This window comes from Bacillus lumedeiriae (assembly GCF_044891285.1).
GTDB classification, from domain to species: Bacteria; Bacillota; Bacilli; order Bacillales; family Domibacillaceae; genus Pseudobacillus; species Pseudobacillus lumedeiriae.
This window is the reverse complement of record NZ_JAUIYO010000021.1, coordinates 1-22,699: the sequence shown is the minus strand read 5'-3', so window position 1 is coordinate 22,699 and position 22,699 is coordinate 1. Positions and strand designations below refer to the sequence as shown.

At 42.0% G+C, this 22,699-nt stretch carries 19 protein-coding genes and 3 pseudogenes; 17 read left to right on the top strand and 5 right to left on the bottom strand.

Annotated features, from left to right (window positions below):
- Positions 1-5 precede the first annotated feature (5 nt).
- Both efeB and QYG89_RS15830 read left to right on the top strand, forming a co-directional pair.
- Positions 6-1,277, top strand: a complete 1,272-nt coding sequence (efeB, locus tag QYG89_RS15835) for an iron uptake transporter deferrochelatase/peroxidase subunit (protein ID WP_404319055.1) — start codon at positions 6-8, stop codon at positions 1,275-1,277.
- A 12-nt stretch (positions 1,278-1,289) separates the two neighbouring features.
- A complete protein-coding gene (locus QYG89_RS15830; RefSeq protein WP_404319053.1) occupies positions 1,290-3,008 on the top strand; it encodes an FTR1 family iron permease in 1,719 nt (572 codons plus the stop codon).
- A gap of 73 nt (positions 3,009-3,081) precedes the next feature.
- Here the strand turns inward: QYG89_RS15830 and QYG89_RS15825 are convergent, their stop codons facing one another.
- Complete coding sequence (locus QYG89_RS15825; RefSeq protein WP_404319051.1) at positions 3,082-3,672, bottom strand: YiiX/YebB-like N1pC/P60 family cysteine hydrolase; 591 nt, start codon at positions 3,670-3,672, stop codon at positions 3,082-3,084.
- Between the two features lie 196 nt (positions 3,673-3,868).
- The gene (locus QYG89_RS15820) at positions 3,869-4,294 is read right to left on the bottom strand and encodes a hypothetical protein (RefSeq protein WP_404319049.1); all 426 of its coding nucleotides are present in this window, start codon (positions 4,292-4,294) and stop codon (positions 3,869-3,871) included.
- Between the two features lie 58 nt (positions 4,295-4,352).
- Here QYG89_RS15820 and QYG89_RS15815 point away from each other — a divergent pair, with 58 nt between their 5' ends.
- Entirely contained in the window at positions 4,353-4,820 is a 468-nt protein-coding gene (locus QYG89_RS15815; RefSeq protein ID WP_404319047.1) for an antibiotic biosynthesis monooxygenase, read from the top strand.
- 124 nt (positions 4,821-4,944) lie between these two features.
- On the opposite strand, the pseudogene QYG89_RS15810 reads toward QYG89_RS15815, so the two are convergent.
- A pseudogene (locus QYG89_RS15810) lies at positions 4,945-5,364 on the bottom strand (methyl-accepting chemotaxis protein); the annotation flags it as partial.
- Positions 5,365-5,709: 345 nt separating this feature from the next.
- Positions 5,710-6,177, bottom strand: a pseudogene (locus QYG89_RS15805) (protoglobin domain-containing protein); the annotation flags it as partial.
- Between the two features lie 259 nt (positions 6,178-6,436).
- Here QYG89_RS15805 and QYG89_RS15800 point away from each other — a divergent pair.
- The 7 genes from QYG89_RS15800 to QYG89_RS15770 all read left to right on the top strand — a co-directional run bounded on the left by QYG89_RS15800 (position 6,437) and on the right by QYG89_RS15770 (position 14,230).
- A complete protein-coding gene (locus QYG89_RS15800; protein ID WP_404319045.1) occupies positions 6,437-7,426 on the top strand; it encodes an EAL domain-containing protein in 990 nt (329 codons plus the stop codon).
- A 724-nt stretch (positions 7,427-8,150) separates the two neighbouring features.
- A complete protein-coding gene (locus tag QYG89_RS15795; RefSeq protein WP_404319043.1) occupies positions 8,151-9,074 on the top strand; it encodes a MerR family transcriptional regulator in 924 nt (307 codons plus the stop codon).
- 459 nt (positions 9,075-9,533) lie between these two features.
- Positions 9,534-9,737 carry a DUF3311 domain-containing protein gene (locus QYG89_RS15790; protein ID WP_404319041.1) on the top strand — a complete coding sequence of 68 codons (204 nt, stop codon included), beginning with the start codon at positions 9,534-9,536 and terminating at the stop codon, positions 9,735-9,737.
- Positions 9,734-11,215, top strand: a complete 1,482-nt coding sequence (locus tag QYG89_RS15785; RefSeq protein WP_404319039.1) for a sodium:solute symporter family protein — start codon at positions 9,734-9,736, stop codon at positions 11,213-11,215. The genes QYG89_RS15790 and QYG89_RS15785 overlap by 4 nt, the downstream gene beginning before the upstream one ends.
- Entirely contained in the window at positions 11,212-12,420 is a 1,209-nt protein-coding gene (locus QYG89_RS15780; RefSeq protein ID WP_404319037.1) for a M20 metallopeptidase family protein, read from the top strand. Before QYG89_RS15785 ends, QYG89_RS15780 begins: the two co-directional genes overlap by 4 nt.
- 313 nt (positions 12,421-12,733) lie before the next feature.
- Positions 12,734-13,618, top strand: a complete 885-nt coding sequence (locus QYG89_RS15775; RefSeq protein ID WP_404319035.1) for a LysR family transcriptional regulator — start codon at positions 12,734-12,736, stop codon at positions 13,616-13,618.
- A gap of 12 nt (positions 13,619-13,630) precedes the next feature.
- Entirely contained in the window at positions 13,631-14,230 is a 600-nt protein-coding gene (locus QYG89_RS15770; RefSeq protein ID WP_404319033.1) for a DedA family protein, read from the top strand.
- Between the two features lie 71 nt (positions 14,231-14,301).
- Here the strand turns inward: QYG89_RS15770 and QYG89_RS15765 are convergent, their stop codons facing one another.
- Positions 14,302-15,594 (bottom strand): S-layer homology domain-containing protein, encoded by a 1,293-nt coding sequence (locus QYG89_RS15765; RefSeq protein ID WP_404319031.1) that lies wholly within the window; start codon positions 15,592-15,594, stop codon positions 14,302-14,304.
- Between the two features lie 193 nt (positions 15,595-15,787).
- On the opposite strand from QYG89_RS15765, the gene QYG89_RS15760 reads away from it, so the two are divergent.
- The 7 genes and pseudogenes from QYG89_RS15760 to QYG89_RS15730 form a co-directional block, all read left to right on the top strand.
- Complete coding sequence (locus tag QYG89_RS15760) at positions 15,788-16,309, top strand: nitroreductase family protein (protein WP_404319029.1); 522 nt, start codon at positions 15,788-15,790, stop codon at positions 16,307-16,309.
- Positions 16,310-16,719: 410 nt separating this feature from the next.
- The gene (locus tag QYG89_RS15755) at positions 16,720-17,733 is read left to right on the top strand and encodes an ABC transporter substrate-binding protein (protein WP_404319027.1); all 1,014 of its coding nucleotides are present in this window, start codon (positions 16,720-16,722) and stop codon (positions 17,731-17,733) included.
- Between the two features lie 96 nt (positions 17,734-17,829).
- Positions 17,830-18,837: an ABC transporter substrate-binding protein gene (locus QYG89_RS15750; protein WP_404319025.1), complete on the top strand. Its 1,008-nt coding sequence runs from the start codon at positions 17,830-17,832 to the stop codon at positions 18,835-18,837.
- A gap of 21 nt (positions 18,838-18,858) precedes the next feature.
- On the top strand, positions 18,859-19,734 hold the full coding sequence (locus tag QYG89_RS15745) for an ABC transporter permease (protein WP_404319023.1): 876 nt from the start codon (positions 18,859-18,861) through the stop codon (positions 19,732-19,734).
- 4 nt (positions 19,735-19,738) lie between these two features.
- The gene (locus QYG89_RS15740; RefSeq protein ID WP_404319021.1) at positions 19,739-20,533 is read left to right on the top strand and encodes an ABC transporter ATP-binding protein; all 795 of its coding nucleotides are present in this window, start codon (positions 19,739-19,741) and stop codon (positions 20,531-20,533) included.
- A 229-nt stretch (positions 20,534-20,762) separates the two neighbouring features.
- A complete protein-coding gene (locus tag QYG89_RS15735; protein ID WP_404319019.1) occupies positions 20,763-22,232 on the top strand; it encodes a helix-turn-helix domain-containing protein in 1,470 nt (489 codons plus the stop codon).
- 286 nt (positions 22,233-22,518) lie between these two features.
- Positions 22,519-22,699: pseudogene (locus tag QYG89_RS15730) on the top strand (urocanate hydratase); the annotation flags it as partial.

Below are 22,699 nucleotides of genomic sequence, written 5' to 3'. Positions count from 1 at the left end.
GATCAATGAGCAGCTCAGAAGAAAAATCTATTTTACAAAAAGAAGTCTCTCGTCGTGATGTGTTAAAGATGGCTGGGATTGGAGGGGCTGGGGTGATCCTCGGTGCTTCTGGTTTGACAGGCGCGTTGACGGCTTTCGGAGCAAATCCATTTGTTGATGATGATCAAGCGGCCGTCAATAAAATTAAATTTTATGATAAGCATCAATCTGGCATTTTAACGAAAGATCCGGAACACGTGTACTTTGTTTCTCTGAATTGTACAGCATCATCGAAAAAAGAGTTAAAAGAGATGTTTCAACTATGGACGACTTATAGTGTTCAATTAATGAACGGCCAATTAGTCGAGCCTTATACAGCGAACAAGCTGCTTCCAACGGCGGATACAGGGGAAGCCGCAGGACTCGATGCTTCTCATCTGACACTGACGTTTGGCGTGGGGCCGAGTTTGTTTGACAAAGAGGAACTTGGACTGCAGCATATGAAGCCAAAAGAGTTGAAGGACCTTCCTCATTTTCCGAAAGATCAGCTGGACCCGCACTATGTTGGCGGCGATATATGTATTCAAGCATGCGCAGATGATCCGCAAGTAGCTTTTCATGCCGTACGCAACCTTATTCGTGCAGCACGGGGAAAAGTAACGATGCGCTGGTCGCAAACGGGATTCAATTCTTATCAAGTGAAAAATAAGAAAAAGTTAACACCGCGCAACCTTTTTGCTTTTAAAGACGGCACAGGCAATCCCAATGTGGATAATCGAAAAGAGATGGATGAGGTCGTTTGGGTGCAGCCGGGTGAATCAACAGGCTGGATGACGGGCGGCACTTATTTAGTCGCCCGACGCGTTCAAATGCATATTGAAACGTGGGATCGTACGGCTTTAAGTGCACAGGAGGAGACATTTGGCCGGCACCGTGATACGGGCGCTCCACTCGGAAAAACGAATGAACATGATGAAATGGGGATTGACCGAACGGAAAATGGCAAGCGAGTCATTCCAGAGAACTCGCATGTCTATTTAGCGAAGCAAGTGAAAGACCGGATTTTGCGGCGCTCCTTTTCTTATTCAGACGGTATTCATCCGAACACGGGCGCTTTTGATGCGGGGCTGCTGTTTATCTCGTTCCAAAAACATCCGAAACAGTTTATTAACATTCAAAATAGCTTCGGACGGGTGGATAAATTGAATGAATATATTACGCACCGCGGCAGCGCTTTGTTTGCTTGTTTTCCAGGAGTAAAAAAAGGCAGCTATCTCGGAGCCGAGTTGTTTGGATAAGGGGAGGATTCGATGAAAAAACTAGGTATTCTTTTCTTGTTAATGCTGTATATCCTCTCCCCGATGCAGCTCGTGCAGGCGGAAGAAGATTACGGGGAGCTGTTTATTTCAGTCGGTGATGCAATGATGAAAACGAAAGCCGGCGACTGGGAAGCAGTAAAAGCATTGGCAGCTCAGTTACATCAAGACTGGGAGCAAGTGGATCAGACAGACAGCAAAGAAGCGAAACATGTAGAGCAGGCGATTGCTAAGATGAATAGAGCGTTAGGCAAACAGCAGCAAGAGCCGATGCTCGCCGCTCTATCTGACGTATCACATGCGCTCGTTGCTTTTGAAAAAGAACAAAATCCAGTTGATGAAGAAGCTCAGCGTCAAGAAGTCAAAGCGGCATTCACACCAATTTTGACAAATTTAAAAGCTGCTATTGAAGAGGAAAATGCAGAGGAAGCATACGCTCAGTATCAAAAGTTTCAGACGATGTGGACTCGAAAAGAAGGCATCGTCCGTGAGCAAAGTATTGCATACTACGGGAAAATCGAGACACAAACAGGTTTTCTGAGAATGGCATTAATGCAGGAAGATAAAGACTTCACCCAAATCCGAACGATCTATGACACGCTCGCGGACGCTGTCCAAGAATTTGTTTCCGGCAAAGAATTGAAAGTTGAAAACAAAAACTATTCCTTGCAGACGTTAATTGATTTGTTGGAAAAAGCAGATGGGGCGGTTGAGGATCAGCAGCCGAAAGCAGCCGTTCCGTTTTTGCAGGAGTTTTTAACGGTGTGGCCGTCTGTTGAAGGGGACGTACGGACGAGAAATGGAAGTTTGTATACGGAGTTAGAAAGTAACATTCCAGTCATTGCCGGCAAGCTTTCTTCAGGGACCGATGTGAAAGAACAGCAGAAGAAAATAAAGCAATATAAGCAGTCGATTGAACTGCTGCAGGAAAAAACAAGCTACACGATATGGGATGCTGCATTAATTATGCTTCGTGAAGGATTAGAGGCGCTGCTTATTGTCACAGCACTCATTGCCTTTTTACGAAAAGCAAATGCTTCTGATCAGCAAAAGTGGATTTGGCTCGGTGCTTTCGCCGGGATCATAATGAGTATCGCTGCTGCTGCCTTTATTAATATGACGTTTTCGGCGGCGGCAGCGGGTGCCAATCGGGAGGTCATTGAAGGGGTGACAGGGATCGTTGCCGTCGTCATGATGATTGGTGTCGGAGTGTGGCTGCACCAAAAGTCCAATATGAAAGCATGGAACCAATACATTCAGAAACAAATGGGTATGGCGCTTTCAACAGGAAGCATTGTCTCGATGGCATTCGTTAGCTTTCTATCGATTTTTAGAGAAGGGGCAGAAACGATTATTTTCTACATGGGAATGGCTCCTTCGATCAGCACAGGAAAACTGCTCGCCGGTATTGCCATAGCGGTAGTGATTTTGGCGGCGTTCGCCTTGCTGTTCCTGCGCTACAGTACGAAAATCGCTATCGGCCCGTTTTTCAAAGCCGCAACGATATTGATTTACTTTTTAGCGTTTAAAATACTTGGTGTAAGTATTCATGCGCTTCAGATCACCAACCAGGTTAGTACAACACAAATTCAACCGCTGCCGCTGATGGGCTGGCTCGGTTTTTATCCAACGTGGGAAACAGTGATTCCGCAGGTCATTCTTGTCATCATTATTTTGGTTACCGCCATACGGATTGAGAAAAAAGGGAAGTAACGATATAAAAGGAGAAGTGACAGCACTTCTCCTTTTTAATATGTAAATTCATGACTGCGATAGCTTTATAGGCTTACAGCCCGCCATTAAATGACTTTACTGTGCTAAATTTATTCAGTTTTTGCGGCATGCTTGTTGAGAAATTATATGGATGGATAATTTCAGGGATTTTTGAACCAAATATATTAGCAGCAGGTACTTTGTAAGCAAAACCAGCCCCATAATAATAGGATTGCCATACTAGCTCTGAGCAGTAAACATAACTTTGGTCTTTTGGATTGCTTGTGATTCGATAAGAAGTATTTTTACCTTTACCTTCAACCCAATAATCTAAAGCATACTTTGCTGCTTTCTTTGCATTAGTAGTCGAGTTTCCTCTAACCACTACTGTTTTAGGGTAAGCTGTATTGATCCATTCTGAAATGCTGATTGATGTCGCTGTTGCGCCTTTTGTTCTTATGTGTGCAATGTTTTTTCCATCCGGTAACACAATTCCGGCATGTCCAGTTACCCCGCTGCCCCCTTGTGTGCTTGAGGTAACTAAAATATCTCCTGGTTTAAAATCAAACCCCTTTACTTTGGCAGCGTGGGCTTGCTGTATTTCAAAGCCGCTAAACATGAAAAAGAAAACGAATGTCCCGATAAGTAGTTTTTTAAACATCATACTTTACCTCCTATTTACAAATCTGGATAATTGAAGTTTATCATATATTTCATAGTTTGATAATGCGTCTAATTTAATAATAGGAGTTAAGAGTTCTCATTTAGAAAAGGGGGCATGCCCCCCCTTTTCTAAATGAGAAAATTGGCTGCTGATTTTTATTCATGCTAAGCATGATTAGGGTGTAGATGAAGGAACATTAAAAACATTGGAATGAACGGATTCTTCGTAAATCGGTTCCATAGTAAACCCAGCGCCGGTTCCTCCAACGCCATCCGGATACGGAATTTCTCCCTACAAAGACGGGATAGAACCAGAAGCTTTGGCCGTTTTGAAGCCAAACGTATGTGTAGCGGAATAAACAGCCTCTGATCGCCCCTGGATCAACGGCAAAGGCGGAAGCTTGCTGCATCTGTGGTGTAAATGCTGGAGGAGGGGAAGATGGCGGTCCTCCTTGCTGCTGCCCGCCCTGTGGAAATCCTGGCGGTGGTCCCGGAGGTCCAGATCCTCCTGGGAAGCCCGGGGACTGACCTGGCGGGAAAAACGGAAATTGTCTGCTTTCGAATGCTAGCTCTTCTTCATCGAATGGAAAGGGGTAATAATAAAAATAATCATTGTAATCCACTGATGTTCATCTCCTTTTATATAGCACTACATGCAATGTATGCAAGGCGGCCGTGTTTGTGATTGTGAGCAAAGAAGAATGTATTGAAAAGTTGTTTGAAGAGGAGCGCTGGACGCATATGTATTCATTCCGTGGTAAAATGAAAAAGAAGATTTTTTCCATTTTTATTATTGAAGGAGGGAACAAGATGACAATGATGAAAGCAGTGAACACCATTCGAATCAAAAAAGGAAAAGCAGACGAAATACTTCCTCGCTTTGCTACACCGAAATCCGTTCATACATTTGAAGGGTTTGTGTTCATGGAAGTGTTGAAAAAAGAAAACAGCCCAGAGTATGACGAACTGCAAGTGTGTACAACATGGGAAGACCACACGTTTTTTGAGAAGTGGCGGGAAAGCAGATACGCTCAAAAAGCTCATGCTAAGAAAGAGGAACAAAAGCCAGAAGAGAGCCCAATCCTCAGCGCAGAATTAACGACGTTTGAAGTGGCAGTTCAGCATAAGCCAGCTGGGCAGGAAGCTTAACAAAAGAGATAGTCCTTTAAGCATATAATCACTTAAAGGACTATCTCTTTTATGAACAATAAAGTGTGATTTCAATAGACTACCAACCATAGTTCGTTTAGTGAAGACACACGTACTCATATGTTTAAAGTTTACTGGCCGTTTGATATAGGCTTTCAGCCGATTCTGCTACTTTTCTCGTATCGCTGCTGCTGGATTTGATCACTTGAGCTAGTTCTGTTACATCTGCTTCTACTCCATTCATGTGTCTATTGTTTTTTTCGATAGACATAAGAATCTGATGAAATTTCTTTTGTGTTTGCGCAGAATCTTCTAGTCCCATGTTTACTTTGTGTTTGACGTCAACAGTTGTATTCACGGCCTGGTTCGTCAATGATGCAGAGTCATAGACAAGCTGCGTAATTTGCTCGACGGAATGTTTGGATTGTTGGGCGAGTTTCCGGACTTCTTGAGCAACGACGGCAAATCCGCTTCCGTGCGTGCCAGCCCTGGCTGCTTCAATAGAGGCATTCAACGCCAATAAGTTTGTTTGTTCGGCGATTTGTTTCACCATGGCGATGATGTCTGTAATCTTGTCTGAGGAGGACTTAAGCTGGCCGATAATTTCTTCCATATGTTCTGTGCTCCCCGCGATGAACTTCATATGAGACTCTAGCTGTTGTACCATTTCATGTCCTTCAGCAGCATCCGCTTGAATTTGTTTAACGCTTTCTACGTTCGCATGAATGCTATCGCTTATCCCGCTCGTTCGTAAGTCTACCTGTTCTACAGATACACTCGTTTTTTCTGCTAGATCAGCAAGACCTTCACTAATATATGAAATTTTATTTTTTAGCTCCGACTTCACTTGTTCATATTGTTGGTCTCTTAATTTAGCATTTTCTTGTTCATATTCTTCCAAGACAATTTGCATTTCAAAGTTAATTAATTTTGAAATCGAGATCATTGCTTGTTCCTGTCTATCGTTGGAGGGAAGTTCTTTATTGACTACACGGATAATCACTTCCTTCACTTGTTGAAATGTACCCATGTACCATTTTGGTTCTAAGCCAATTTTAAAATGCATTTGTGCGACTTTGACCCGTTTTTCAATGGAAGGTGCATTGATCTCCCCATTGAACATTCCGATAATATAGGTGCTAAGTGTTTGCTTCAGACGGTCAATTGTGCTTCGTTCTTCGATGATCTGACGGAGAACTGGGACTGCTAGCACCTTGTTGTAGAAGACCGATACAATTTCATCGATATTCTTAGTGACCAAAGGCTGAAACGATTTAATAAGTGCTAAATCTTGTTCGGTTAAATCAATGAGCTCTATTTGTTTTTTTAATTCTGGATGTGTATGCAAATCGATCATTGGCATTTGCGTTGTTACATGTTCTGAAATAGAAGATTCTTCTTTTCTTTTATTTTTCCATTTAAAGAGTTTATCCAACTTCGATCTCTCCCACTTAGTACTGCTGCAATTTTTAGATAATTATTCCTCTTGTTCCATTAATATCAGACTTAAGTAGTGATGTCAAATGTTTGTATAATCTTTTCGTTGAAGGTTGTACAAGAGGGGATCTTCCTTTATGATATAGGTAAAATATCATAAAGATCAGGAGGAATCGCCCGTGTCGCAGTGTCATGCTTGTCACCCATTAGAACTATATTATGAAATTCGGTTTTTTGGAAAAGATAACTTAAATTACGTTCCTCAAATTGTGAATTATCTTCATACGAACAGGCTGTTAATTAATCATAGAAACGACATCATTGTTGTAAAAGAGTCTGGAATAGCGGGTTTATATGACTTTTTCTCCGATCACATGGATATGGATCATATTTCATATCGCATAGATGATCAGGAATGGAAACCGGTTCATGATGTACTGGGACTGATTGAGTTCAAATGGATTGATCAAGTGATTACTGAACAGTCTGTTACTTGTCACATTCAACCGATTGTAGATAGGAACGAACGGGTGGTCGCTTATGAAATGTTGTCTCGCTTTACGGATGATTCCGGTTGTTCCATTTCTCCCTATCAGGCTTTTTCTGCAGCAAGAAGAAGGAACCGAACGTATGCCCTCGATCGTGTTTGCCGTATGGCAGCTGTTCGCAGTGCTGCAATGATTAATAAGAAAGTATTTATTAATTTTATTCCTACTGCTATCTATTCACCCGAACATTGCTTAAAATCAACCGTCCGTTTAGCTGATCAACTTGGAATTGAACCTTCCCAATTTGTGTTCGAAGTAGTGGAAACAGAAAGAGTAGAAGATATAGAGCATTTGAAAAAAATACTAATGTACTATAAAGAGAAGGGGTTTCATTATGCTTTAGATGATGTCGGGGAAGGGTTTAATACACTTGAGGTGTTGGAAGAGCTGTCTCCCCACTATATGAAATTAGATATGAAGTTTGTACAAGGCGTTTCTAGGGACCTGCTGAAGCAAGAAACTGCGGAAACGATATTAAAAGCAGCTGCACGGGTGGGGGCCGTTCCTCTTGCTGAGGGGATTGAAGAACGGGAAGATTTTATATGGCTAAAAAACAGGGGATATAAGTTATTCCAAGGTTACTTATTTGGCAGACCTTCTGCCATTTCTGAAGCGCTATAGAAAATGAGCTAATAGAAAAAAGCCGATCATGCTTACTCATAAATCGGCTTTTTACCTTTAATTTTGTCCGGATGCTCCGTCAGGGAAAGAGGGAATGGGGGACTTCTTAGTATGTCTCCGTTGAAACAAGAAGCCTAGTACAAATCCGTATAGACTGTGACCGATAAGCCAATACCATAAAGCGGGTAAACTTGTAACGGGAGGCGTTCTGACTGATAAGACTGTCGTTGGAAAGAGAAGGCATCCAATAGTAAAACAAGTGCCTATGCAGAACAAAATAATATGTTTACTCGATGTGATTCGCTGATAAGTCATAACAAGTAATAGGCAGAAGCTTAGTAAAATGGAAATGATGAGATGAAACCCCACCTCCACGATTTCGGGGAAACGATATTGGTTAATAAAAGGGATATAATCGACGTTCAATAAAAGGGTGTAGACTTTCAAGGAAGTTGTTTCTTCCACTATTTTAAGGAAAATAGCTAAAAGGATTCCAGAGAAAAAGCCATATAAACCGGCTTCTCGTATGCTTTTTTTGTTCAAACTTTTCTCCCCTCTGATCAACATTGGATTTTTCTATTATTGATACCAAAATCAAGATCATCCGTCAAGTGATTGTACAATGTTTGATTTTAAACATTGTACGAAGTAGGTGTATACGATATACTTTGTTTGGTAAAAAATGTGTATGGATGATTTGAGTAGGTTGTTCGAGAGGATGAAAATGATGAGTCAAGCTTACACAAATGGGCTGTATTATATAAAACAAGTGGCTGAAATGACAGGAATGTCAAAACAGGTAATTCGTAAATGGGAAGAGAGATATGGCTTGATACAGCCGATAAGATTGGAAAATGGGTATAGAATGTACAGCGAAAAAGATATAAGCATTCTTTTGACAGTCAAAGAATTATCTGAGCAGGGACATTCCATTAAGCAGGCTGCTGCATTGGCAAAAAAGAAGCTTACATCTATAAATATGAATCTCTCCCGTGAACAGGAATCGACTCTTCACTATAAAGAATGGAATGATTACGTTTTGCAGATGCTCCAAAAGGGAGCCCATTGTGATGAGTTAGAACTAACGCTTATTTTACAGCAGGCGTATTATCAGCTCGGATTGGACCGGTTTATAAAACTTGTTGTTATTCCGTTTTTGACACAAGTGGGAAGCCGCTGGGAGAAGGGAGAATGGAGCGAATATCAAGAGGCACTTTCAAGTCTTGTCGTACGCGACTTTTTAGTGCAAATACGGCGAAACTATCAATGCAGACAAGAAGCCCCCTTAATTGTAGGTGCATGTCTTCCATATGAACAGCATGAAATTCCCCTGCATATACTATTGCTGCAATGTATGATGAAAGGCTGGAAAACCATTTTGATCGGGGCTTCTCCAGCTCCAGGCTCGATCGAATCACTCGTACAGAAGCTGAAGCCTGCCAAAGTTCTTCTGTCTGCCGTTACGACGATTCCTTTTGAAAAAGATCCACACCTTGTTGAAAACCTTGACCAGTTCGCTGCTGAAAATCAGAAGACCCAATTTTATCTTGGCGGCGCCGGTGCCATTCAATATTTGTCGGACAAGGCATTGCGGGCCATTTACGTGACAAACTCAATTGAAGAAATCGCAGACAGTAGTGAAAAATAACAAAAGGAACCAAGACCACTGTCTTCGGTTTCTTTTTTATTTTTGAACATACAACGAAGTAATCGTTGATATGCAATATATATATACACATATATGCTTCGCTGTTTGGTGAATTTTGTGAACAGGTTTTGCGTGTTTATGAAAAAAAACGTAAAAATATGCATATCACTATGGTGGATTTCTGCGAGATACACTAAATATTTAGTATAAATTTTTTTTATAAAGGGTATTAAAACCTTCAATGATGAGGAAGAAAAAACTGTGATACTATAAAAAAAATAAATATTTTGAAAAGAAAATCTGTATCTTGCCCGTTACTTTTATGGTGTAAGCGGATACAAAGAAAGCCGGTCAGAATCATTCAGCATAATAGGAGGAGTGTCGTTCGTTGAAAAGATGGGATTTTATACAGAGTGTTAGTAAAGAATAATAAATCATAACAGAGTAAGGAGAGTATGCATGAAACGAATAATTATTCTTTTATCCATTATTCCTTTTATTGGTTCATTAGTGGTGCTGCCACTTATCAATAAAATAGATGCCTATGTACTCGGCATGCCGTTTCTCTTCTTTTGGGTGACGATATGGACGGTATTAATCAGTGGTTTTCTTTGGCTGATTTATAAGTTAGATCCTAGTAATTTGGAGGATGTGGATGAATGAACAGTGCACTTATTGTCATTTTATTGTTTTTATTGCTGTCGATCTTTTTAGGTATTAAAGCGAAAAAAGGAAAACAGATGGACCTTGATGAATGGGCAGTCGGCGGCCGCGGATTTGGTGCTTTTATTATTTTTATCTTGCTTGCCGGTGAGATGAATACGACGTTTACTTTCCTTGGAGGGAGCGGCTGGGCTTACGGGAAAGGGGCACCCGCTGCTTATATGATCATTTATTTGCCACTTTCTATTATATTCATGTACTGGATTGGACCAGCGATTTGGAAATACGCACAATCTAAAAAACTTGTATCTCAGCCAGACTTTTTTACAAGTAAATATAATAGTAAATTTTTGGGGGTTTTAGTGGCTGTTATTGGTGTGATCGCTATGGTTCCTTATCTTGTTCTGCAGCTGAAGGGTCTTGGAATTATTGTATCCGCTGCCTCTTATGGCTCCATATCCCCTTCTGTCGCGGCCGTTTTGGGAGCAGCCGCGCTTACGGTTTATGTCATGGTATCAGGGATTCACGGTTCTGCCTGGACGGCTGTGTTGAAAGATTTTATGATCTTTTTCATCGTTCTCTTTTTAGGGATTTATTTACCGCTTCACTACTATGGAGGCATTCAGCCAATGTTTGAAGCAGTAGAAGAAATGAAGCCGGGTTTTTTCCACTTGCCTGATGAGGGACTTAGTGTTTCTTGGTTTATCTCTGCTACTTTATTGAGTGCGATCGGGGGCATCGCATGGCCGCATTTGTTCAATGCGATTTATTCTTCAGAAAGTGCCAAAGCGATACGGAAAAATACGATTATGCAGCCGATCTATTCTTTGATGTTGCTTTTCGTCTTTTTTGTAGGATTTACTGCGATCGGACAAGTACCTGGACTAGAGGGACCTGACACAGATTTCGCATTGTTAAAACTGTCGATTATGAAATTTGATCCATGGTTTGTCGGTTTAATTGGGGCCGCAGGATTGTTAACAGCGCTCGTTCCTGGTTCGATGCTGTTAATGGCAACGAGTACCTCTCTTTCGTTGAATGTGTATAAAGTGATGGTGCCGTCTGCGACTAATCAACAAGTGACGAAGACCGCTAAATATTTGGTTCCAGTCATTGCTTTAATTGCGACATATTTTACAGTGAATGGCGGAAATACAATTGTTACGCTGCTTCTTCTCGGCTACGGTTTTATTTCTCAAATCCTGCCGGCATTGCTGTTTAGTTTTTTAAAGCGTAACTTTGTGAATAAATATGGTGCCATTGCAGGAATGATCACTGGTGTCGCTGCTGTGATGTATACGACATTTAATAATTCTTCCTTTGGGACGTTGTTCCCTTCACTGCCCCAAGTCATTAAAGATTTAGATATCGGAATTGTCGCGTTAGTATTAAATACAGTAGTAACCATCGTTGTCAGCTTGGCTACGCAAAGTGTGACGGCGAAAGAAGTAAAAGTTGGAAAGGAATCTTTATCATGATCCATCACTTATTAGCGAAACTAGATAATTTATATTCTGAGATGGTTGATTTCCGAAGAGATCTTCATATGTATCCTGAAATTTCGTTTCAAGAAGAAATGACTCCTAAAAAGATTGCTGCGTATTTGGAGAAGCTGGGATTAGAAGTACGTACAGGTGTGGGCGGCAGAGGGGTTGTCGGATTGTTAAGAGGCGGAAAGCCCGGTAAAACGGTCGCTTTACGCGCTGACTTCGATGCGCTGCCGATCCAAGATGAAAAAGAGATTGAATATAAATCTCGGATTCCTGGAGCTATGCACGCTTGCGGTCACGACCTTCATACTGCAGCGCTTTTAGGAGTGGCTAAAGTATTGAGTGAAGTGAGGGAAGAAATCAGCGGAAATGTCGTTTTCGTTCATCAGTTTGCTGAAGAATTGACACCCGGCGGCGCTAAACCAATGATTGAAGATGGCTGTTTAGATGGAGTGGATATTATTTATGGAGCGCACGTTATGTCTACGATCCCGGAAGGAAAAATCGGCGTGTGTGAAGGATACGCATCTACGGCTGCAGATGAATTTGAAATTACCGTCCAAGGAAAAGGCGGGCATGGATCGCAGCCGCATTTGACCGTTGATCCGCTCGTTACAGGCTGTCAGCTCGTATTGAATTTGCAGCAAATCGTCAGCCGCCGTGTCGACCCATTGAAATCAGCAGTTTTGACGGTAGGAGCGATTAATTGCGGCAGTGCACCGAATGTGATTCCAGATGCCGCGGTGATTAAAGGAACGGTGCGTACATTTGATGAAGAAACACGTGATTTAATCGAAGAAGCGATCGGCCAAATATCCCAGTCCACTTGCAACGGAGCGGGTGCTTCATGCGATTACATGTATGTAAGGGATGCACCATCGATGTGGAATGATCCGGATGAAACGAAACGCGTCGAAGAAATGGCGTCTTTGCTATTCGGCGAAGAAAGAGTAGAGCGCATTTCACCCATGACAGGCAGTGAGGATTTCGCTTACTATCAAAAGGAAATCCCTGGGACGTACTTTTTTGTGGGCGGCGGCAATCCGGACATTCAAGCGATCTACCCGCATCACCATCCGAAGTTTGACGTAGATGAACGAGCGATGCTGACGATTGGGAAGGTATTCATTGCCTCTGTTTTGAACTATTTATCAGACGGCAATATTGTACCGGAAAAAGAAAGCGGTCTATAAAACAATAAAGAGCCATGTAGAAGGATATACCCACTGCATGGCTTTTTTCGTATAGAAGCTGATTAAGCCGATACGATCGGAAATCATGAACATACGTTTATCGTTGCGGATGAAGTCAAGAATGATGGAAAAGCGGTCTCACTTATCCAAAATGTGGTTAGAAACTACAAATATACAGTCATGTCTGCCGCAATACAGTCGGAACCTCTAATTCTCCGGACATCGCCTGCTGAGAAATCCGGCCGGGTATTTGTTCAATCGTCTTTTTCCGTGTAAGATGAATCATTATAGGAAGAAAAGTGAGTGCTGAAAGATGGAGTTAAGAAACTTACGAACGTTTATGGTCGTTTCGGAACAGTTGAATTTGTCGAAAGCGGCTCAACAATTGGGCTATACACAGCCGACGGTTACGATCCAGATTAAGGCGCTGGAGGAGGAGCTTGGACATACGTTAATTTCGCGTTCAGGCAATCACACGTTTCTTACCCCAGCGGGAAAGCTGTTGCAGCAGCACGGCGAAAGGATTTTTTCTCAATTGCAGGAGATGCGTGAGGACTTAAATAAATTAAGTGAATTTTGTGGCAGCCTAATGATTGCTGGTCCGGAATTTTATTGTACTCACTATTTGCATGTGATTTTGAAAGCCTACTTTCAGCAATATCCACAAGTCAATATAAAGCTCGTCTCTTGTCATAGTGCAGAAGCGATTAAAATGGTACATTCCGGCGAGGCAGACATTGGAATCATCGCAGGAGAATGCCATCTCTCTGGGGTGGAGTCTGTCATTATTGAAAGTGAGGATATTTTGCTGACCGCTTCGGCTGAACTGGTGAAGGAGAAAGGGGCTGCCTCCGTACTTGAGAACTTCCCTATCCTGCTTGACAAAAATCAGGAACCTTTATCAAAAAAATTGTTTGAGGAGATCGACTATTCGCCTGCTTCTGTGATTGAGTGCAGCAGTGAAGAAACGATCAAACGATTCGTTTTAAATCAAATGGGTGTTTGCATTTTAGGCTCCGCTACGATCGAAGAGGAAATCAACACAGGGAAACTCACTGTGCTGCACCGTTTTTCAAAAGGATTGAACACTTCCCTCATTTACCGTAAACATCGGGAGAAAGAACATCCGATTCAAACATTTTCCGAATTAGTGAAAGAAAATTGGGCCCCGATTAGAAAGCAGCGAAGCAGTGAATAAAGGTTGTGAATTATGGAACAGCAATTAGGTTATTTATTACAACATTATGGATATCTAGGGATGATCATTATTCTATGTGCCGGAGTTATCGGACTTCCTGTGCCAGACGAGATCCTGCTCACATACGTTGGTTACCTCGTATTTCAAGGGAAAATGTCATATGGTCTTGCCGTTATTAGTGCATTTATCGGTGCATGCGGCGGCATATCGATCAGCTACCTTTTAGGGAATAAGTTAGGTGTGCCATTTTTACGGAAATTCGGCCCCCGCTTTCATTTAACAGAAAAACGAATGAATAAAACACAACAGCTGTTTGAGCGGTTTGGTCCGTATTTATTGTTTATTGGCTACTTTATCCCTGGAGTTCGGCATCTTACTGCTTACTTGGCGGGGATTAATTGCTTGTCATATAAACGCTTTGCTTTATTCGCCTACTCAGGTGCGGCTTTTTGGGGTTTCACTTTTATTACGCTCGGGCGGGAATTAGGGAAGAAGTGGCATACAGTTGAGTTTTATTTCGATCAATCTAGCGTGTATTTGATTGTCTGCATTATTTTAGCGGCTGCTATTGGTGGTTATGTTTATTGGAGGAAGGGAAAGAAATGGGACTGAGCACTAGGCAGGCTCATGTTGAACACAAATAGTAAGAAAGAGGGTGCCTCATCGGACACCCTCTCCTCATGTTAAGCAGCTGCTTTTAATCCTTCTAAAATCCGGTAAATCGTAATAGCGAATTCTGCTCTTGTGATTGGATTGTTTGGATGGAACGTCTGATTGTCTGAACCAACCATGATTTTATTTGTGACGACTGCATCAATTTCTTCCTTCGCCCAGAAGTTTGCCGGTACATCTTTAAAATCAACTGAGCCTGAACCTTTCAGCCCATAAATGACAGTTAAAAGACGAGCCATCTGTGCTCTCGTCAGCGGCTGATTCGGATGGAATCTTGGCGCTTTCGCAAAAACACCCGCTTCTGTTAATTGAGCAATGGCTGTATAGGCTTTCACGTTCGGTGTAATATCTTTAAATCCAGGATTTTTCGGAGAAGCAGGGAGGTTTGGCACGACTTTTGCCAAAATAATCGCCGCTTCTGCCCGCGTGATATTGCGGATTGGTTCAAATGTTCCATCTGTTTTTCCGTTTAAAATGCCGGCGTTCGCCAGAGCTAAAATTGCGTGACGTGCCTCGGAGCTTGCCGGAAGGTCACTGAAACGATCAGGTGCTTGATAAACACTAAAGAATGCGTCCGCCATGACCCCATAGCCTGCCTCGTTCGGATGAACGTCTTGCGGATTTGGCAGATACGCTAGGCTGTTTTTGTCAAATTCTTTGACAGAAACGAACGACACACCGCTATAGTTAGAGACCCCTTCAATCAACTGATTTAATTGAGCAGACAGCGCTTTCGCCTGCTCCTTCTCCGCTCCTTCAGGAAGATACGGGAAAGCGAAATAATAACCCATGACATAAATTTTAGCCTGTGGGTTCAATTGTTTCAACTGGGTCGTGATGACTGCTAAGTTTTGCTGCAATGCAGCCATCGTTTGCTGTACTTCTTCTAAGTTATAAATTACTTTACCCGTAGTTGGATCAACTTTTATCACTTTAAATAAATCGTTCGCACCGACAGACAATGTCACGAGTTCTGCTTCTTTCACGGCTTGTTGAGCTTTGGGATTTTGCAGCATGGCTAATACATCTGCTGATGTAGCTCCGCTGACACTGAATTCCTTCGTAAAAGAACCAAGCTTCCCGTCTTCACCCAACTTTTTGGCGATCAAATCCGTATACCCTGTGCCAATCTTTTCTTCCACTGGTTTGTCCTTATCATACGGTCCTTGTCCTGCTGCCAATGAATCACCGATCGCAACGTAATCAATCTTTGCTTCCGCTGCCCCCGCCGCTGCTGGTGAGAAAAATGCTGTGATCAAAAGCATCACACTCATCAAACCAGTAAAGATTTTTTTTCTTCCCATAAATGCCCTCCTGTGAAATCGATTAATAGAAGTTCTGTATGTATGCTAGTTTCTGAGATTATTATAGCAATGTTCTGTTTATTTGTATTTAATTATTATTCGATAAAATAGTACAAAGGAAAGTTTATTCTGACAAAACCAATCTAATTTATAAGTAACTTTTGATAAAATAAAAGAGAAAGGGGAGATAGAGATGAATGTATATGAGGCCATTGAAAGAAGAAGAGAAATTACTTCATTTTTACCGGAAAAGTTAGATGAAGCTGTCTTGGAACAGATCGTTCGTTCGGGGTACTTAGCACCTACGGGAAATAATTTGCCTTCCCGTGAATTCATCGTCATTACTGATCGAGAACAACTCATTCATTTGTCAACAGCTACTCCATTTATGAAATGGCTGGCTGCTGCTGGGGCGGGAATTGTCATTACGGGCCGGCCGGACATCAGTAAATACTGGCTGCAGGATGCGTCCATTTCGTCAGCATTTATATGGTTAGCTGCCGAGGGGGAGGGGCTTGGTGCCGCTTTTGGGGCCATCTATCACTCGGAAGATGAAGAAGAATCGGAGAAGCGAGAGTCATACGTACGCAAGGCACTGAATATACCCAGTGACCGACGGATAGTGACGGTCATGGGGGTTGGACAGATCGGTGAAAAACCAAAACCTAAAAAACATATACCATTTGAACAGATTGTGCACAAAGAGCAATTTTAGAAAAACGCCATTATTTTCTAAAATGTTCCCATACTAATGAACTAACCTAGAAATAAGCATACGAAAATAGTAGTATAGGTCGAGGTGTTCCCCTATGCTACTATTTTTTTGTGGTATAGTGTATAATTTTGCTTAATATTCATAATTGACTGAATCTTCTAAAAGGAATACTATATAATCTACAATACATATTTTCGTATGTATGCACATGCAAAAGAGCATCTAGAGCTGGATCAGCTGTTGTAAGGCTGCGGACAGTTGATCCTAATAACAATGAAAGCGCTTTATAAATGACCCTTTAAATAAGTTAAGAGAAAAAGGGTCTAGATCCAAAGGGGGGATGCCTAGCTTTCAGTTTACATTACATGCTTTGCTATTAATTATCTAAAAATGAAACGTGGGGGAAAATATTGAGAAAACTTGGATCTGTTTTTTTAATTATGATTTTATTGCTGATGACAGGATGCGGTGGAGGAACGAGTACAAGTAACGAATCCGAAAAAGAAGGCAAGGATAAGAAGAATACTGCTTTTTCATTAGGAGTAGCTACTTGGGTAGGCTATGCGCCATTATATATTGCTCAGGAAAAAGGAATCTTTGAAAAGAATGGCATCGATGTAGATTTGATGAAAATGGAAAGTAATACGGACCGCAGAACGGCGTTAGCGGCTAAGCGTATACAAGGATTTGCCTCTACTGTAGATACGCATGTAGTCTCTGCTGCAAGTGATGTTCCTGGTGTACAGGTTGTCGCTTTAGATGAATCGTATGGCGGAGATGGGATCGTAGCTAAGAAAGAGATTAAAAGTTTGAAAGATTTGAAAGGCAAGCGGGTAGCTGTACAAACAGATGGAGGAGCAAGCTTCTTCTGGTTCCTGTACTTGCTAAAACAAGAGGGAATGGACTTTAACAAAGATATTAAAGCGCAAAACATGACAGCTGGTGATGCTGGAGCTGCTTTCATCGCTAACAAGGTCGATGCAGCTGTAACGTGGGAGCCTTGGTTAACGAAAGCGAAACAAACGGATTTCGGAAGTGTCCTTGCGACGAGTGATATCTCTCCGGGGGTTATTACGAGCACAATTGCCATGCATCAGGATTTCATAAAGGAAAACCCTGAAGCAGTCAAAGCTTTAGTAAAGTCTTGGTTTGAAGCAGTAGAATACTACAAAACGAATAAAGAGGACGCGTTGGAAATCATGGGGAAAGCCATGGGACAATCACCAGCAGAACTTGAAGAGTCATTACAAGGTGTCCGCTTCTACGATGAGCAGAAAAACAAAGAGTATTTCGGCACGAAAGAAAAGCCGGGTCAAATTTATGAGCTGTCAAAAATGGGCTCTGAGTTCTGGAAAGAACAAGATTTAATTCAAAAAGAACCGAATCTTGATGAGTTAATCGATTATTCATTTGTTCAACAATAAAGAGGGGGTATTGTTCTAAAGGAGGTGTCTTGTTTTCAGTTTATATTACATGTTTTTCCGTTAACTGCCTAAAAACGAAATACGGGAGGAAAAGTATTGAGAAAACTTGTATCCGTTTGTTTGATTATGCTTTTATTGCTGATGACAGGATGTAGTGGAGGAACGAGTAAGGAAACTGAAAAAGAAGGCAAGGATAAGAAGAATACCGCTTTTGCATTAGGATTATCTACTTGGGTAGGCTTTGCGCCATTGTATATCGCTAAGGAGAAAGGAATTTTTGAAAAGAATGGCATCGATGTAGATTTGATGAAAATGGAAAGCGTCACCGATCGCAGAACGGCATTAGCGGCTAAGCGTATACAAGGATTTGCCACCACTGTAGATGCGCATGTAGTCTCTGCTGCAAGTGATGTTCCTGTTGTACAGGTTGTCGCTTTAGATGAATCGTATGGCGGAGATGGGATCGTGGCTAAGAAAGAGATTAAAAGTTTGAAAGATTTGAAAGGCAAGCGGGTAGCTGTACAAACAGATGGAGGAGCAAGCTTCTTCTGGTTCCTGTACTTGCTAAAACAAGAGGGAATGGACTTTAACAAAGATATTAAAGCGCAAAACATGACAGCTGGTGATGCTGGAGCTGCTTTCATCGCTAACAAGGTCGATGCAGCTGTAACGTGGGAGCCTTGGTTAACGAAAGCGAAACAAACGGATTTCGGAAGTGTCCTTGCGACGAGTGATATCTCTCCAGGGGTTATCGCAAGTTCAATTGGGATGCATCAGGATTTTGTAAATGAAAATCCAGAAGCAGTCAAAGCTTTAGTTAAATCATGGTTTGAAGCAGTAGAATACTACAAAACAAACAAAGAAGATTCATTGGAAATCATGGGGAAAGCCATGGGGCAATCACCAGAAGAACTTGAAGAATCATTAAAAGGTGTCCGCTTCTACGATGAGCAGAAAAACAAAGAGTATTTCGGTACGAAAGAAAAGCCGGGTCAAATTTATGAGCTGTCAAAAATGGGATCTGAGTTCTGGAAAGAACAAGGTTTAATCAACAAAGAGCCGAGCCTTGATGAATTAATTGATTATTCATTTGTTCAGCAATAAAAAAAGAGTGGGAGGTCCTGCATGGAAAAAGTGTTAAAAAACGAAGAAGTCGTTAAACAGCCGCCTTTGCGTCCGGTTCCGAAAAACCAAAATAGGAAACCGCCAAGGAACCACAAGTGGTTTCAGCCACAGGGAGATATTCCGCATAAAACGTATGTCGCAATCAGCATATCCAGTATCCTTCTATTGTTTGCTTTATGGTCGCTGTTAACCTACAGCGGGCTGGTAGATCCATTGTTCCTACCTACACCGACTGACATTTTTCAATCGGGCATCATTCTATTTACCGAATATGGGTTTATTGGTGATATTTCGATTACGGTCTATCGTGTGCTTGTAGGCTTTGCGGCCGCTGCGATTATTGGCTTGCCGCTCGGAATTTTGATGGGAACTTTTAAACCGGTTGAAGCGTTTTTTGAACCGATTATTTCTGCTATTCGGTATATGCCGGCTTCTGCGTTTATCCCTCTTTTCATTTTATGGATTGGCGTAGGGGAGTTAGAAAAGGTAACGATCATCTTCGTTGGAACTTTCTTCTCGCTTGTTCTGATGACAGCTGTTGAAGTTGGAAATGTGCGCAAAGAGCTTTTAGAAGCCGCTTATACGCTTGGAAGATCAAATTTCGGTGTACTGCGTTCCGTCATTCTTCCTGCTTCTATCCCTGGGATTATGGAGATTATTCGTCTGATCCTTGGCTGGGCTTGGTCGTATATTATTGTGGCAGAACTCGTTGCTTCCTCGTCCGGGATCGGCAGCTTGATTCTTGAATCCCAGCGTATGTTGAAAACAGGAAACATTATTTTCGGCATCTTAACAATTGGAGTGTTAGGTTTGCTCTCCGACCTGATTTTAAAAGTAGCCATTCGAAAAGCATTCCCATGGCACTATGGAAGGTGATGAGATGATGAGAAATCCAAAAGTACAAGTCGATAACGTGACAAAAATATACACTGGAAACAAAAATCGTCAAGTGCTGGCCCTGGATACAACAAGCTTGACGATTATGCCTAATGAGTTTATTACGATCCTGGGACCGTCTGGGTGCGGGAAGTCAACGCTGCTTCGGATTGTAGGAGGACTGGAAGAGCAGACAACAGGCCATGTGTATTTAGATGGAGAAGAAACGTTTGGACCATCATCCAATCGAGGAATGGTTTTTCAAGCCTATTCTTTATTTCCGTGGCTGACTGTAGAAGAAAATATCGAATTTGGGCTCAAGAACAACGGCATGACGGCCGCTCAGCGGAAGGAAGTCGTTCATAATTATATCGACTTGGTTCGATTAAAGGGGTTTGAAAAACATTACCCACGGCAGCTGTCGGGAGGCATGCAGCAACGTGTAGCTATTGCTAGAGCTTTAGCGAATGATCCGGAGATTTTACTGCTCGATGAACCATTCGGAGCACTGGATAACCAAACACGGACGTTAATGCAGGAATTGCTGCTGGAAATTTGGGAGAAGTCGCACAAAACCATTTTGTTTATTACCCATGATGTAGAAGAGTCTATTTTCCTAGCGAATCGAGTCATTGTTATGACATCGAGACCAGGAAGAATTAAAGCGGATATTCCGATCGACCTGGAGCATCCGCGTTCCTACAACATAAAAATTGACCCTCGTTTCTTGGAATATAAGGAGCATCTGACAGAGCTTATCCGCGAAGAAAGCTTAAAAGCGATGATGGAAGTAAAATAAGAGGATATTCCATATTAGGTGACAGCCTTGGCAAGAACTTTCTTCATGAAATTGTATACTTGATATTTGGGGATGAATTTGAACTGTTGTCACGGTATGATTGTGGCAGCAGTTTTTTTCTCCGATAAAGTTTAAGTACAGAGCATAGACATCTGACGTAAGGAAGTATTTTATTAGATTGATGAATATGGTATAAGGAAGTAAGTTGCAGAGAAGAAGGTGTAACAGCATGAACATTCATTTGATCGCTAAAAACGAGTTGGAAGCCCAGGGAATCCGCTGGATGCTGGAGTCACATTTTACTGGTATACAGCTGATTCTGTGGGAGACGATCGAGGACTTTGCGGCCGGCATCAGGAAACAACCGGTTGAGCTTGTCATTTTAGATATGGATAAGTGGCCCCATGAAAGCGAAGAGGTCGGCGAATTGCTGCGCCAGCATAAGTTTCACTGGATCGGCGTTTCGTCTGAACGGATTTTTCAGACCGCTTATCGGGCGCTGCGCTTTCGTGCGGAAGACGTATTGTTTCGTCCGTTTTCCTCGGAGGATTTAGTTAGACGTATACAACAGCTGCGTTATCAGCTGCGAAATGAACAGCGTCACCTTGCTAATAACAAAATAGAGGAAGCTGATTCACTTCCTATTGATTATCCCGATCTTTTCTTAACCGAGCGTACTCACTCGAGCTCGCTGACGATGGCTGCCTTTTTAACTCCTTATTCAGAAACGCTGCCTCTCGTGTATCACGAGCTCCAACGCTATCCTTTTACTAGCGCGAATCGAATATTTGCGTTAAACGATTCTATTCTATGTGTACAAGAAACTGGGGAAATGAATGTGTTTCAAAGGGAGTACTACGCTTTTCTGGCCCGCTGGAAAGAGCGGAATGATGAACCGCTGGCGATTATCATGAAAACGGCGTCTTCAGAAGAATCCCTAAAACAAACGTATCAGCAGACGAGACAATTGGCGAGACGGATTTTTTTCGAAGGGTATGACGTTATTTTAGCGGAAGATCATCAAATGTCCTTACGGGAAATGGACCCATTTCTTACTCCTTTAGAACAGCGGGAATGGATTGAAATGCTTGAAAAACGGGAGACGAAAGCGATTCAGGAATGGATGGAGCATGAATTCCTCACTTTCCAGCAGCCTTATCCTGACCCAGAAACGGTTCGTATTCGTTTGACGAGTGTGCTTGCACAAATCCGTAGACATATGAAGTCGTATGATCTACAAACGGCTTCTTTAGAGACGGCTTATCATCATGTTTTCCAGCAAATCGTTCACGAGCCAGTGATTTACCAAATTGTTCATGAGATGGTGGCCTTTATTACCCGCTTGCTTATGGAAGGACATGAACAAATGCAGGAAGGACCGCGGACACTCGTTGAAAGAGCACGGGAATTGATTGAATCTAACTACTGGGATGCGCAGTGGAATTTAGCAGCTTGTGCGGAGGCGCTTCGTATTAATAAAAGCACTTTAAGCCGCCGCTTTGCTGCTGAGTCAGGTCAATCGTTTCGTGAGACGCTGCATCAAGTGCGCATCGGCGAGGCTAAACGTCTATTACGAGAAACAGATTTATCATTAGACGAGGTGGCACGATTAACGGGGTATTCTTATCAAACCTATTTTAATGCTAAATTTAAGCAGTTTGAAGCATGCACCCCATCAGCTTATCGATCGGGATTATGAAAAAAAGACAGAGGGACTTTCGGTGTACGAACGGAACCAGGGAGTGCACAAATGAAACATTTATACGCTATTTATTTAAAGGCCTGCCTAAGAGACAGTGATTGACTGTTTTTAGACAGGCTTTTCAAATATTCGTTTTTCTTTTTAGTTTTCAATATAGTTTATAATATTGAAAACTAAAAAGAAAATAAACGAAATAATTTATAAAATTAAAAACATATTATAAATTAATTGTTTGCAACTTTCCGTATATAATTAAGCTATCATAAACGGGGAGGAACAAAACATGAGTACAATTGCAGAACAACGCGTGAAACGTTATTGGGGTACAGAATTAAATACAAAAGGATGGCAGCAAGAAGCGGTTCTTCGTATGTTAATGAACAACTTAGATCCTGAAGTAGCTGAGCATCCAGACAAACTTGTCGTTTACGGAGGCATTGGGAAAGCAGCTCGTAACTGGGAAG